The organism is Vibrio sp. HI00D65, from assembly GCF_001635455.1.
Taxonomy (GTDB): domain Bacteria; phylum Pseudomonadota; class Gammaproteobacteria; order Enterobacterales; family Vibrionaceae; genus Vibrio.
In genome coordinates, this window is the sequence record NZ_LWEH01000016.1 from 49,046 (window position 1) to 62,467 (window position 13,422).

Below are 13,422 nucleotides of genomic sequence, written 5' to 3' on the forward strand. Positions count from 1 at the left end.
TTCATACGAGCACGGTAATCGACGGCTGATGTATTCAAATAGCTTTATTCGAACTCAAATTGATAAAGGAGATCTACCGCACTGTCTAAACCAGAAACGGCTTCAACGTAGAGATCCTGCATCAATCGATAACGAACGGTAAACTCACCAAGCGAGTTGAAGATACCCACACCATACTTAACCTGTAAGCCTGGAAGAATGTAACCGCTTACCGTTACTTGTGAATCCTCACCAGAACCTGCGGTATCCAGTTGCAAATCTTGTACACCAAAGGCCTGACCTATCTTCCCGACTACCTTACCGCTCTTCGCTAAGCTCAAACCAATTAAAGTGGTTGTCATAGAGCCACTCGACTCGCCATCGATATCTTGCCCACGCAAGATGTAGGAAAGAACATTCGCTTGCGGCATCGCAGGGTCAGAATAAATCTCAATAGCAGGCTCTGTCGCCGGGCCAGTCACTCGAATACCCGCTGTCACATCATCTTGCGTATTGTCAGGGTTACGGATCGCATTGATCGCTACATAAGGCTGATCCGGTGGTCCATTCATCAAGATCTTACCTTCTTCGATCAACAAGTCTTGACCGAAGGATTGGTAGGTACCATTAACGATGTTGACCTCACCAGTAACAAACGGACCTTGGTCTTTTTGAGCGACATTCAGTTTACCGACCAATTCACCTTCTAGGCCGAAGGCGGACAACTTAAAGTCATCGCCAATCGAGATATTAATGTTCGTCACGACATCAAATGGAATAGTCGATTCGCCCTCCGGTTGCAGATCTTTATTCAAGATAACTTGATCAGAAGAAACGCCAACCGCAGAAGGCGGCAAGTCTTCAACCACAATGCGTCCCCATGGTAATGCAATATTACCGGTAATTTTTGCAAGCTCAGGCGTAACGTCTATGGTCATATCAGGGACGACCTTAACCTTGACCATTGGAGGTACATCCACCATTAATTCATCGGCAAATACCCTAACGTTCGAGTGCCATGCTTGAAGATCTTGCCACTCACCAGAGCCTTCAATATCAAGCTGTCCATCTGGCGTTTCTACATTGGCATCCAGCTTTGCACTATAGCCATCAAAGTCGAGGTCAATACGGCCATCTTTCACATCAATTGGAGTAACATCGCCTTTAACTTGAATGCCGCCCACTGAGAATTGCCCGAACACTTGAGGATGCATCAAAGAACCTTTTACCTGCAAGTCACTCGAAAGATCCGCTTTCAACAAGCTGTATTCACCTAAAATAGGCTGCAAGAAATCCAAATGGAAAGTCGTCAACTTAATCGCAGCATCGACCATCTTATCTTGTGCAAGAATATCAGGCAGCGACACAGTACCAGACAAATCACCGTTATCAGAAACATCCAGTTTGAAGTCTGCATCTAGCTTGTTGTCTTTCAGTTGAGCGTTTAGAGCAACGCTCTCCCAACCGATTGTGATTGGTTCACCCACTTGTTGTACAGCCTGACCTTTGGGCATATCAAGGCTTATTGTGACTTCTGGCTGACCTTGTTCCGACCATTTTGCATGGGCTTTTACATTGACTAAGCCTTGTAGTTCTGTCTCTTTAGGAACAAAGGCTTTAATCTGTTCAAAGTCGAACTGATTAATTGCAATCTTGGCCTCACCCGATTTTCCCGCACGGATGTCTTCGTCCAGACACACACTCGAACCAGCTTGCTTCCAACAGTGCGCTTGGACATCAGCAAACTGCTTGTCGACATCAGCTTTAATAGAGACAGGTTGCTCAAGCACCCAAGGGCCTTGTTGAGTCGTGATTTTCACTCGGTCTAACGAGCCATTCCAAATAAGAGAAGGCTTTTGAATCAACTCACCAGAAATCGCCAAACTTGTCGATACGATGTCGGATATGACATCTAACATCACAATATGCTTTTTCTCACCGCTACTGACCGTTAAATCGATGCTTTCTACGTTTTGTTTTTGATAGCTCAAGTTCTTGGCTTTTAACACCAGGTCGGCTTGCGCTTCAGGTAATGGCAATGGAACTACTGAACCATTAAGAGATAGTGACTCTAGTGTTGCTTCGCTATTCCAATCCACCTCATTAACGTTCAGTGCTAGATCAACCTTAGGCTCTTGAGTTGGGCCGCTAAGTTGGATGTTACCAATCACTTGTCCTTTTAAGCCAGGAACACTTTTAACAAGCTCAGGGAAGTAAATATCAACGCCCATATTCCACTGGTTATCCAGCTGTCCCTGCGCCTTAATCGAATTAACGCCATGAGCCAAGCTCAAACCACTGGTTTTCAGTTTAGGCTCACCACTTGCGCTTCGATCTGACGCCGACAGCTGGCCTTCAATATCCAGTGTGTAACCACGCAAGATACCCTCGATATCAAGCTTAGGTAGCTCAATCGCCCAGCCACCAGCCTCAGTCAATTCACCCGAGGTCACTAAGCTACCGCTGATATTACCTTCCGCTTCAGGCCACTGCAGTCCAGGTTGAATATCTTTTAGGGATACATCTGCTTGCCAATTAACAAGCTTTGCCCAGCTAGCTTTTGCCGTACCATGGAGCTCACCGCCCAAGGTGTTCAATTTCAGTCGCTCAAGCTCTATTTTTTCAGGGGTACCTTTACCCTGTAAGTCGATGGCTAGGGCTGGAATCTCCTTACCGTCCGCCTCACCTTTAAGATGAACATTAAAACCATCTAATGAGCCATCAGCCTTGAAGCGTTCAATTTCAGCTTGGTAATCGCTTTCACCATTTAGAGGCCATTGTGCTTGTCCATCTTCTAGCAGTAAATCAAATGGCAGTGTCGGCTCTAAAGGTTGAAGATCCCCAGAGAGCTTTGCTTCTATCAAGTCAGAAAACTGCGAGTCGAGCTGTAGCTTAGCCACACTACCTTGTGCTTTTAGTGATAACTTCTGACCAGCAAGGTCGGTTTCCTTCACCTTAGCGTCCAATGAAAGCTCTAATGGGTAGCCATCTTTCAGTTCTACCTTAGTAGAAAGGTTCGCGCTCGCCTGTGGCATGTCGAGTTCAAGAGTGGATACATCGACGGTATTTTTTCCCGCTCTCGCTTCAAGCCCAAGGTGATTAACAACGATTGGCGCCTCTTGCTCTAAAGTGAAACGATTGAGATCAAATCGTTCTAGTACAACCTGTAATGGAATCCAAACCTCAGGCAGCTCTATCGCGGTTTTAACGGCAGGTTCAGGCTCAACGGCTTCTGGTTTTGACTCGTCAGTTGATTCAGCAAGTTTAACTTTTAGATCATTGAACAAGGTTGGCGATAATGTCAGTCTTTCACCTTGCATACTCAAAGCCGTTGAGAACAAGCTCCATTCAATCTCATTACCCAAGATGTTTAGCTTAATATCAGATAAAGCGATGCGGTTGATGGTGATTGGAAGTGGCGTTTTTACCGACTTAAGAGGTGGCGTTGGCTCATTCTCTTCCGTAGAGGCAGGAGGAAGCTCCGTAAAAGCAAAATCTAGCCCCTGAATTACAATGCGATCAACACACAACTTAGGATCGAGCAAACAACGAGGATTAATAGCCAATACCAGCTTTTCCACTTCGGTATCGATATGGAGGCTATCATCTTTGAATTGAACATTATTTAAGGTAAAGCTCGGGAATAAAGCACCTTTTGTGCTCCCCACTTTAAGTTGTGGTAGAGCTTTTTCAGCACCCCATAATACAGTGTTTAAGCCAGGGTTTGTAAACAATACAAAACCTAACAGGGCTATTAACAACAGCAAAATGGACGTCAATGAAATCGACGTCCATTTTATGCACTTGCCCATCACTTTGATCATAACTCTGGTCCTAAACTAAAGTGCAATTGGAACTCGTCACCTTTCTCTGCATCTAAGCCCCATGCAAAGTCAAGGCTGACAGGTCCAACGGGTGATGCCCAACGAACACCAACACCAGTACCACGTTTCCATTCAGGAGTATCATTAAATGCATCACCAATATCGTAAAAGGCTGCGCCCCACCAATTCCCAACTAAGCGGTATTGGTATTCGAATGAGCTGGTTGCGATGAACTTAGCACCTGTTAATGCCTTGCTTTCATCTCGAGGAGAAATCGATTCGTAGCCGTAACCGCGGATACTGTTGTCACCACCAGCGAAGAATCTTAGTGAGGGAGACAGTTTCTCAAACTCTTCAGCAAAGTTACCACCGAACTGCAGACGAGTTAGACCACGATGGTTATTACCAATGCTACGAATCCATGCCGTTTGCCCTTGAAAACGTACCACCTTGGTTTCCGACAATAAGGTGTCATCACCCGCTTCAATCATGATGGTTTGTTTGTCACCCCACATCGGCATCGAACCACCACGCGTTCGAGTTCGTGAGAAAGAGATACCCGGCAACACGAATTGCGCTAAATCATCCTGCAAACCTTGCTCATAGTTTTCAACCAAGTATCGAATGAAGACAGTACGTTGCCAGCCGTTATCAAGACGCCAATATCTCTCTAGTGCTAAGTTCGACTCCAAACTCTTGGTATCACGATTATCTAGGTTCTTCATCCCGTACTTAACTTGGTAATAGTCGTTAAGCACATCATCTAAGGGGATTTTATAAGTCGCAGTAATCGTCTGTTCAGGTTTGGATATCGACAAACTACTATTAAAGCTATGACCAAGTTCGTTAACCCAAGGTTTCTTCCATTTGAGCGTACCTTTAACACCAAGGTCAGTAGAAACACCAATACCCGTTTCAATCTGGTTACGCGCTTGAGGTGCAAGGCTAACCTTCATCGGGATTTCTCTACCTTCACCTAACTGGCTTAAATCAGGCTCAACAAAAACTGAAGAGAACCAATCCGTATTGGACAAGTTCTGGTTGTACTCACCCACTTTAGTAATCGAATAGGGCTCACCATCTTCAAAGGTCTTGAGAGATTGAACCTTATCGTCCTCGATTTGACTTCCAGTTGTTGTGGTTTTACCAAAGTGATAACGAATACCACTGTTGTAATGTAGGCGGACATAAGCACGATTCAGTTCAGGCGCAACCTCTAGCTTGCTAACCTCATATGCACCATCGAAGTAACCTTTAGCTAGACCGAGATTACGTATCGAAGACTTCAAAGAGTCGTAATTCCCATGATTCAAAATCGTGCCTTTCGAGAGCTTACTCTTCGCGATTAAGGCTAAAAAGTCTGGATCATCTTTGGCTTCACCACTCAGTACGATGTCTGATGTATAGATACGAACAGGCTTTCCCTGCTCAACGGTCACCGTAAGCTCAGTTTCATCTTCAGAGTGGGAAAAAGTAATGATGGGTTGGTAATAACCTAACGCATTGAGAGCTTCTTTAATCATAGACTCCAAGCGAGACTGGAATCTTAATGATACCGCATACTCTTCTTCAGGCACAGCACTCAAATAAGCATCTACGTTATCTTCAAGCGCTCTATCAAGCCCTTTAATTTCAAGGGAAACGTCAGCAAAAGCGAGCGTCGATGACAATAGAGTGCCAATCAGAACTGGTAAAGTTTTTCTTATCATGCTTAATTAGTGAAGAAGTTATCAATACGTTAATAATCAAAAAGAAATAATACCGCTAAAAAGGCATTGAGTCTGTAAGTAATCCTGCAATAACACGGTCTAATTTAAAGACTTATTTAATATGAACCAAGCGCTAATACACCCACAGTTCACAAAAGCCAACGTTGTCAACGTATGCGAAAAGGAATATGACATGCTGAACAAACAACAACTGATTTCCGCAGCCACCGCATTACCGGGAAATGCTGCTCCAATTCAAATCACTGAGCGCCATTACGTTAATCAAACTGACTTGCTAGCCGCCCCTGTGGGCTTCCAACAAGAAGTGTTGTTAGGCATGGGATGTTTCTGGGGAGCTGAACGTCTGTTTTGGCAATTAGACGGTGTGGTGTCTACGTCAGTGGGCTACGCAGGCGGTTACACAGTGAATCCAACCTACGAACAAGTGTGTACCGGACAAACAGGCCATACAGAAGTCGTTCGTGTCATTTTTGATAACGAGCAAACTTCTCTAGCACAAATACTAGAGACTTTCTGGGAGCGCCATGACCCGACTCAGGGCATGCGCCAAGGTAATGATTTAGGCACACAATACCGCTCTGCTATCTACACCTTCAGTGAAGAACAACAGACTATTGCTGAACAATCTCGACAAAATTATCAAAGAGCGATTACAGCCTCTTTAGGCAATAAGATTACGACAGAAGTTCTACCTGCTGGGAAATATTTTTTCGCGGAAACCTATCACCAACAGTACTTAGCTAAGAACCCTAATGGTTACTGTGGTTTAGGCGGAACCGGTGTTTGTTTCCCTCCGCAATAACGCATAGCGAGAGAGAAATTCAGAATAATCAAAACTAAAAAAGGGCTTTCGCTAGGAAGCCCTTTTTACGCTTAATCGTTCAAGATGAGAGCGATTTACAAAAATCAATTACACCGGAAGCGCTGCAATTGTGCCGTTCACTTCTTTAAAAATGGTGAGCTTTTGTTTATCTGAAACTTCGGGAAGCAGCACTTTACCATGGTCGAAACGAAACTCTCCGACGCCTTCGATGGCAAACTGGCCTTTGAATAGGACTTTAACGAAACGCGCCACCTGGTGTGGGCGGTAAGTAGAAAATTTTCTTAACATATTACAACCTCAATTCCATTTGAGTACTACAGCCACGCACCTGAACTCTGGCAAGTTCGAAGCACATTTAATCGCTAATTCCTTTAGCCAACAGCAAGATAATCTGTTGTTTATCTTGATATTGTTGCATTATACCTTTTGATAACAAGCTTGCAATTTTTTATACGCCGTACGATAAAAAAGTTAAGGAGGCATTTTTCAGATTTCATATTATACTTCCAATGCAAACCAACAAGCGGAACAAAAATATAATGAAAAACAAAACTCTACTGGCTTTATTAGCCGCAGCCTCTCCACTCTTCGCCAATGCTCACAACTTATCTGTAGGTTCAACTCTTCCTGCCGTTGATGTTAGCAACTATGGTGAGATCGTTCTAAAAGACGGAGCTACAGAATATCAAGCTTGGGCAACCAAGGATCTTCTGGGTAAAGTTCGTGTCGTTCAAGCTATCGCAGGCCGCAGCAGCTCTAAAGAGCTCAATGCACCACTGATGGCAGCTATCACAGCATCGAAGTTTTCAGAAGACAACTACCAAACTACGACCATTATCAATCAAGATGATGCGATTTGGGGCACAGGCTCTTTTGTAAAATCATCAGCTGAAAGCAGCAAAGAAGAGTTTCCATGGTCTTCTATGGTTCTTGATGAAAGTGGCACCGTTGCTTCATCATGGGCTCTAAAAGAAGAGAGCTCAGCGATTATCGTGCAAGACAAACAAGGTAAAATCTTGTTTGTGAAAGAAGGCGCACTTAACGAATCAGAGGTAACGCAAGTTATTGAATTGATTAAAGCGAGCCTTTAATCATATATTCGCGTCTTTTTCGAGACCTTATCAAAGGATATTGTTATATTATAACAGTATCCTTTTTTTAATTCTGTGGTTAATCATCCTCATGTGGCAAAACACACCCAACAATGTGAAACGCAAAACAAGCTTCTTGCTCGGGCTAATGCTCATGCTAAGCGTGCTAGCAGCGACACATATGATGGATATTGACCCGGAGCACCACACCTCACACCACTGTGAGCTGTTTTCCTTAAATCAGTTCATTACCTCGCACTCGCTGCCACAAGTTCCCGAGTTTCATTCAGAGTTTACTGCCATTATCACAGAGTCAGTAACCTCACTGCAGCGCCTGTATTTCGCCTATCTAGCGCGCTCTCCTCCTGCCAAAATTACTTAATTACCACTACTTTTTAATTAACCTTTATTCAGGAAAAAAACATGAAACCTTCTATTTTAGCCGTTGTTATCGGCATGACTGTCTCTACTAATGTTCTAGCTAACGAAGAATTCCGCTCTCACAGTGCACACGTGCATGGTCAGGTTGAAGTAAACATTGCTCAAGACGGACAAGAACTGCTTGTTGAAATAACAGCACCAGGTGCCGATGTGGTTGGCTTTGAACATGCTCCAGAAACCGCTGAGCAAAAAAAAGTGTTTGAGCAAGCTATCGCACAACTTAACAAGCCAGACGAGCTATTTAGCTTTAACAACGCGAACTGTACGCTGAAGTTTAAATCAGTGTCGAACACGTTAGAAGGCGATCATGATGAGCATGAAGGCCATAACCACGCTGAACACGGCCATGACGATCACAAAGACCATGATCACGCTGAACATAATCATGACGACCACGAAGGTCATGACCATGCTGAGCACGATCATGATGACCACAAAGACCATAACCACGCTGAACATGAGCATGATGACGATAAAGACCATGACCACGCTGAGCACGATCATGATGACCACAAAGACCATGACCACGCTGAACACGATCATGACGACCACGAAGGTCACGATCACCACGACCATGAAGGCCATGACCACTCTGAAGGTGGCCACGGTGAATTCACGGTTGAGTACCACTACCAGTGTTCAGATGTAGCTAAGCTAGACACAATTAGCACTCAATGGTTCTCTAAATTCAGCAACACTGAAAAAATGACTGTGAACTTACTAACAGACACAGCTCAAGTACAAGAAGTACTTAACGCAGAGCGTATTAGTTTTCGATTCTAATCACTCCTAGATCGGGTTAAACGTAAAATAAACAGCCAAGTAAGTGCCTACTTACTTGGCTGTTCAAATCGGTGTACTATGGGAATTTATGTCACTAACTGCTGTCCAGTAGATACACCGCTTTTATTATTGGAGCTAGCATGTCTTTTGACAGTTCATCACTTGTGGTCAAACTCGAAAATATCAGCTTTCGTTGGAAACCAGAATTACCCCCAACTCTAGAGATCCCTTCTCTGCATATCCAAGCCCAAGAGCACCTATTCATAAAAGGGCCAAGTGGCTGTGGCAAGTCAACACTGTTAGGGTTATTGACTGGCATAAACCAGGCTGAGCAAGGCGAAGTCTCTATTCTAGGTCAAGATTTGACTCAGCTAACACCTCGCCAAAGAGACACCTTTAGAGCCGATCATATTGGTTATATTTTCCAACAATTTAACCTTCTTCCATATTTATCAGTGATCGATAATGTCACGCTTCCTTGCCAATTCTCAAAAACACGTAAGCAACAAGTCACTGATAGCAAAAACAGTTTGCAAGAAACAGCCCAAGAACTGCTGCTCCGATTGAAGCTCCCTCAAGCTTTAATGAATAAGCCAGTGACTGAACTTAGTATTGGCCAGCAACAGCGTGTTGCCGCTGCCCGTGCTCTTATAGGGCAACCTAAAATCATCATTGCAGATGAACCTACCTCTGCACTCGATCATGACAACCGAGAAGCTTTTATCGAGCTATTGCTAGAGCAAGCCAATCAAGCAGGCTCAACCCTTATCTTTGTCAGTCATGATCCAACATTAGAAAAACTGTTCACTCGAACCATAGATCTAAAAACCGTTAACCAAGCTAAGGTTGCCGTATGAAAGTAATTACTCACTTAGCCCTAAAAAGCGTACTCAATCGTAAGGCCACGGCTATTCTCACCATTCTGACTGTGGCAGTCTCGGTCATTCTATTGCTCGGCGTAGAACGTGTTAGAACCGAAGCCAAGAGCAGCTTTGCTAATACTATTTCAGGAACTGACCTTATCGTTGGCGGCCGCTCAGGTCAGGTAAACCTTCTGCTCTACTCTGTATTTAGAATCGGTAATGCGACCAACAATATCGACTGGAAAAGCTATCAAGAATTTAGCCAGCACAAAGCCGTAAAGTGGGCGATCCCTATTTCATTGGGTGATTCTCATAAAGGTTTCCGTGTGATGGGTACTAACCATAGCTACTTTGAAAACTACCGCTATGGAAGTAAGCAACCACTTACTTTCCAGCAAGGTAAAGAGTTTAATGAGCTATTTGATGTAGTGATTGGTACCGATGTCGCGAAAAAGTTAGATTACAAGATTGGCGATCAAATCATTCTTGCACACGGTATCAGTGATGTTGCGTTCAGCCGACACGATAACCTACCCTTCAAGATTGTCGGGATACTCGCACCAACAGGAACGCCAGTCGACAAAACCGTGCATGTATCGTTAGAAGCGATCGAAGCGATTCACGTTGGTTGGGAGTCGGGTGCCAACCTAGGGCATACCCCTGATGCCGAAACCTTGAAAACCTATGATTTCGAACCTCAGCAAATCACAGCAATGATGCTTGGACTGAAATCGAAGATTCAAACCTTCGCCCTGCAAAGAGAAATCAATAACTACCGCCAAGAGCCGTTGAGCGCAATCATGCCAGGTATTGCTCTGCATGAATTATGGGGCATGATGTCTGTAGCAGAGCAAGCGCTGTTAATTGTATCAGGGTTTGTTGTTGTGGCCGGTTTACTGGGGATGCTAAGCAGCCTACTGACTAGCTTGCAAGAGAGGCGTCGTGAGATGGCGATTCTGCGTGCGATGGGCGCAAGGCCTCGTCATGTATTTGGTCTATTGATTAGTGAGGCCAGTGCCCTGACCTTCTTAGGCATAACATTGGGCGTTGCAGTTTTGTTTGCTCTGATCGCAGTAGTTGCTCCTATTGTGCAACAAAGTTATGGTATCAACATATCGATATCCGCAATCACACCGCATGAGTGGAAACTGCTTATGTTGGTACAAGTTGCCGGAATCATTATCGGCTTTATTCCCGCTTTCAGGGCTTACCGTCAGTCATTGTCTGATGGCATGACAATTCGAATCTAAATAGGAAACTACGATGCAACGCAAATTCCTACTGATACTTGGGCTACTTATGTTCCCATTTATGAGTACAGCTCACGCTGAAACGCCTCAGCATGAGGAATCAGTATTAACACTCGAATGGATTGATTTAATTCCAGAATCAGAGCGTGCTCAACTTGATTCGTTTGGAATGCCAATGGTTGACCATAACAGCACTGAGAAACCTCAGCAGTCGACTCTAGGCGCAGTTCGCCCCGAGCTAAACGGCAGTAAGGTTAAGATTCCAGGCTTTGTGATTCCATTGGAAGGCGATGAGAATATGATCACTGAGTTTCTGTTAGTGCCGTACTTTGGTGCATGTATCCACGTGCCACCACCGCCACCGAACCAAATCATCTACGTTAAGTTCCCCAAGGGAGCACCAATCCAGCAATTATGGGATGTTATCTATTTGGTGGGTACGCTGAAGACAGAATCGATAAGTCACGATTTAGCTCAAACAGGCTATCTGATTGAAGGTACTGCGATTGAAGAATATGACGATATGTAGTCGTTTGGAGGGTGGCTCAGCAATGAGCCGCCGTCACTGAATAAGCAAGATAATTCAGTAACAGTTTAATAACGATATTGTTCATCTTAATTACGCAATGTAATTAGATAAATAAACTAGTACACCCACATAAGTCGCGAGTAATAAACCTATACCAAGCTGCTTTTTCAGCTTGTTATCATTGACTTGATTCATAACTCCCCCTTGATAATTACAACAAATTTAACATTTTATTATCATTATCAAAAGTAAAATTTTGTTGAAGTCTTCAACTCTGTACGCAAAATCTAGCCACCAATCAGATAAAGAGTTACATTTTAAGCAGTTATACCAATCACAGTAAGTAATCGAATAGCGTTCTAACAAGCTAGGGCGAGCAATTAATAACTACGATTGGTGTTGATTCGTCTCCTAACGGTACTCTTATGTCAGAAACCAAACAGCCAGTGATCATTGAGCATGCTAGCGATACACAGCATAAGCATGAGAAAAAGCCTCATATTGCCGACAGTGCTAGTCGAATGCTGCACATTGCCCAAAGCTTCGGCTTAGACTCCTTAATTAGCCACAGTGAAAAAGCGAGCGATAAAGCCGCCAGCACCCTGATTGAGCGAGCGCTATTACGAGAGAAAAAACGTAAGGAGCTGCGCCAGAAGAACTTAGAGCAGATCCTGAAACTAGCTCACTCATCTTGTAAAGATGAAGCCGCAGGCGACCCTGATCAGGACTGGTTATATCGCTTTTTCGACATGGCACAAGAGATCCACAATACCTCGATGCAAAGGCTTTGGGCTCAGGTACTGAAAAGAGAAGTCACCAACCCAGGTTCTACGTCGATGAAGGCACTGCAAATCCTAAAAGACATGACGCCAAAGGAAGCACTGACCTTACAAAGAGCCGCTTCACTGGGTTGTAGCTTTGGTAGCGACAACAGTAAAAAGCTATTGCTTGGCTTTAAGTCTCACGCAGGGCTGTTTAGTTTTGGTAAAAGAGATACCACCAACACCATTAACCTTGGTGGGCATAACCTTCCCTACTCTAGCCTTCTCCACCTGATTGAACTTGGCATCATTCTAGGCACGGAGTTAGAGTCTGGAGAAATCGACTTCGACCCAGCATTACATCTAACGTACCAAGGGAAAAGTATGTCATTAGCGCCGCTATCAAAAGGCGTTAAGTTGGTGTACTACCGATTTAGCCCTACAGGCAATGAACTGTGTGCGCTACTAGGCAATAAACCTAACATGCCTTATTACGACCAATTGATTGCCCTATTGAGCCAGAAATTCACGGTACAAACCGAAGTGAAAAGCAGTGTGAACTACACCGTCTAAAGGTTGGACATTGCAAAATCGAAAAGCATTGAGAAGAATGAAGATAATCTAGAGGATAGGTTTCTTGTCTCGGTAGAGTAAGGCTACACTGCTTATAGCGGACATGCGCAACCTTAGTCATACCAGCGGTCTCAATTAGCTAAAATCTTACGCTTCTCTAACGCATCAATGCACAGCTCGAGCAATTCATCGATCGCCCTCTCTCCTGCAGGTAGATCGATCTCCGGGTTCTGTGGCGCTTCGTAAGTCGAGCTAATTCCGGTGAAATTGGGAATCTCTCCCGCACGTGCTTTCTTATACAAACCTTTAGGATCACGCTGTTCGCAAACCTCTAATGGCGTATTCACGAACACTTCAAGAAACTCTCCTTCAGGCAGTAAGTCGCGTACTAGTTGTCTTTCCGCTTGATGAGGAGAGATAAACGCAGACAATACAATCAAACCAGCATCGGCCATCAATTTAGCTAACTCACCGATACGACGAATATTCTCTCGGCGATCTTGCTCAGAAAAGCCAAGGTCACTACACAAACCATGACGAACATTATCTCCATCCAGCAAATAAGTATGGTAGCCCAGTTGCGCCAAACGATTCTCTAGCGCACCTGCCAGTGTCGATTTGCCAGAACCAGACAGCCCAGTGAACCAGAGCACGGCAGGCTTTTGTGATTTCAGATCCGCGCGGAATGCTTTATCAATCGAGTGTTGATGCCACACAACATTCTCATCTTTGTGTTTGAGTACTGCGGTCATAAATAGTCCTTTAAATAAACAGC

The 13,422-nt window shown here is 44.3% G+C and carries 12 protein-coding genes; 8 read left to right on the plus strand and 4 right to left on the minus strand.

The window, feature by feature from the left end; all coding sequences use genetic code 11:
• Positions 1-44: 44 nt before the first annotated feature.
• Both tamB and tamA read right to left on the minus strand, forming a co-directional pair.
• Positions 45-3,803, minus strand: coding sequence for an autotransporter assembly complex protein TamB (gene tamB, locus A3712_RS05070; RefSeq protein ID WP_063522573.1), 3,759 nt, complete (start codon positions 3,801-3,803; stop codon positions 45-47).
• Positions 3,800-5,512, minus strand: coding sequence for an autotransporter assembly complex protein TamA (gene tamA / locus A3712_RS05075; protein ID WP_063522574.1), 1,713 nt, complete (start codon positions 5,510-5,512; stop codon positions 3,800-3,802). Before tamA ends, tamB begins: the two co-directional genes overlap by 4 nt.
• 193 nt (positions 5,513-5,705) lie before the next feature.
• On the opposite strand from tamA, the gene msrA reads away from it, so the two are divergent.
• Positions 5,706-6,335 carry a peptide-methionine (S)-S-oxide reductase MsrA gene (gene msrA, locus A3712_RS05080; protein WP_063522575.1) on the plus strand — a complete coding sequence of 210 codons (630 nt, stop codon included), beginning with the start codon at positions 5,706-5,708 and terminating at the stop codon, positions 6,333-6,335.
• Positions 6,336-6,443: 108 nt separating this feature from the next.
• Here msrA and A3712_RS05085 read toward each other — a convergent pair whose 3' ends face one another.
• Positions 6,444-6,644 carry a DUF1107 family protein gene (locus A3712_RS05085; RefSeq protein ID WP_004738731.1) on the minus strand — a complete coding sequence of 67 codons (201 nt, stop codon included), beginning with the start codon at positions 6,642-6,644 and terminating at the stop codon, positions 6,444-6,446.
• Between the two features lie 251 nt (positions 6,645-6,895).
• Here A3712_RS05085 and A3712_RS05090 point away from each other — a divergent pair, with 251 nt between their 5' ends.
• The 7 genes from A3712_RS05090 to A3712_RS05120 all read left to right on the plus strand — a co-directional run bounded on the left by A3712_RS05090 (position 6,896) and on the right by A3712_RS05120 (position 12,647).
• A complete protein-coding gene (locus tag A3712_RS05090) occupies positions 6,896-7,447 on the plus strand; it encodes a YtfJ family protein (protein ID WP_063522603.1) in 552 nt (183 codons plus the stop codon).
• A 91-nt stretch (positions 7,448-7,538) separates the two neighbouring features.
• Positions 7,539-7,829 (plus strand): DUF2607 domain-containing protein, encoded by a 291-nt coding sequence (locus A3712_RS05095; RefSeq protein WP_063522576.1) that lies wholly within the window; start codon positions 7,539-7,541, stop codon positions 7,827-7,829.
• Positions 7,830-7,870: 41 nt separating this feature from the next.
• The gene (gene zrgA / locus A3712_RS05100) at positions 7,871-8,671 is read left to right on the plus strand and encodes a zinc uptake protein ZrgA (RefSeq protein ID WP_063522577.1); all 801 of its coding nucleotides are present in this window, start codon (positions 7,871-7,873) and stop codon (positions 8,669-8,671) included.
• Positions 8,672-8,811: 140 nt separating this feature from the next.
• Entirely contained in the window at positions 8,812-9,528 is a 717-nt protein-coding gene (locus tag A3712_RS05105; protein WP_063522578.1) for an ABC transporter ATP-binding protein, read from the plus strand.
• Entirely contained in the window at positions 9,525-10,784 is a 1,260-nt protein-coding gene (locus A3712_RS05110; RefSeq protein ID WP_063522579.1) for an ABC transporter permease, read from the plus strand. Before A3712_RS05105 ends, A3712_RS05110 begins: the two co-directional genes overlap by 4 nt.
• Positions 10,785-10,797: 13 nt before the next feature.
• The gene (locus tag A3712_RS05115; protein ID WP_063522580.1) at positions 10,798-11,313 is read left to right on the plus strand and encodes a DUF3299 domain-containing protein; all 516 of its coding nucleotides are present in this window, start codon (positions 10,798-10,800) and stop codon (positions 11,311-11,313) included.
• 425 nt (positions 11,314-11,738) lie between these two features.
• Positions 11,739-12,647: a TIGR03899 family protein gene (locus tag A3712_RS05120; protein ID WP_063522581.1), complete on the plus strand. Its 909-nt coding sequence runs from the start codon at positions 11,739-11,741 to the stop codon at positions 12,645-12,647.
• Between the two features lie 131 nt (positions 12,648-12,778).
• Here A3712_RS05120 and cysC read toward each other — a convergent pair whose 3' ends face one another.
• Positions 12,779-13,399 carry an adenylyl-sulfate kinase gene (gene cysC / locus A3712_RS05125; protein WP_063522582.1) on the minus strand — a complete coding sequence of 207 codons (621 nt, stop codon included), beginning with the start codon at positions 13,397-13,399 and terminating at the stop codon, positions 12,779-12,781.
• Positions 13,400-13,422: the final 23 nt, after the last annotated feature.

Bases quoted from the DNA above. Each gene is read 5' to 3' on its own strand.
- msrA (WP_063522575.1), top strand. From the start codon at position 5,706: ATGCTGAACAAACAACAACTGATTTCCGCAGCCACCGCATTACCGGGA.
- tamA (WP_063522574.1), bottom strand. From the start codon at position 5,512: ATGATAAGAAAAACTTTACCAGTTCTGATTGGCACTCTATTGTCATCG.
- A3712_RS05120 (WP_063522581.1), top strand. From the start codon at position 11,739: ATGTCAGAAACCAAACAGCCAGTGATCATTGAGCATGCTAGCGATACA.
- A3712_RS05085 (WP_004738731.1), bottom strand. From the start codon at position 6,644: ATGTTAAGAAAATTTTCTACTTACCGCCCACACCAGGTGGCGCGTTTC.
- zrgA (WP_063522577.1), top strand. From the start codon at position 7,871: ATGAAACCTTCTATTTTAGCCGTTGTTATCGGCATGACTGTCTCTACT.
- cysC (WP_063522582.1), bottom strand. From the start codon at position 13,399: ATGACCGCAGTACTCAAACACAAAGATGAGAATGTTGTGTGGCATCAA.
- A3712_RS05115 (WP_063522580.1), top strand. From the start codon at position 10,798: ATGCAACGCAAATTCCTACTGATACTTGGGCTACTTATGTTCCCATTT.
- A3712_RS05090 (WP_063522603.1), top strand. From the start codon at position 6,896: ATGAAAAACAAAACTCTACTGGCTTTATTAGCCGCAGCCTCTCCACTC.
- tamB (WP_063522573.1), bottom strand. From the start codon at position 3,803: ATGATCAAAGTGATGGGCAAGTGCATAAAATGGACGTCGATTTCATTG.
- A3712_RS05095 (WP_063522576.1), top strand. From the start codon at position 7,539: ATGTGGCAAAACACACCCAACAATGTGAAACGCAAAACAAGCTTCTTG.
- A3712_RS05105 (WP_063522578.1), top strand. From the start codon at position 8,812: ATGTCTTTTGACAGTTCATCACTTGTGGTCAAACTCGAAAATATCAGC.
- A3712_RS05110 (WP_063522579.1), top strand. From the start codon at position 9,525: ATGAAAGTAATTACTCACTTAGCCCTAAAAAGCGTACTCAATCGTAAG.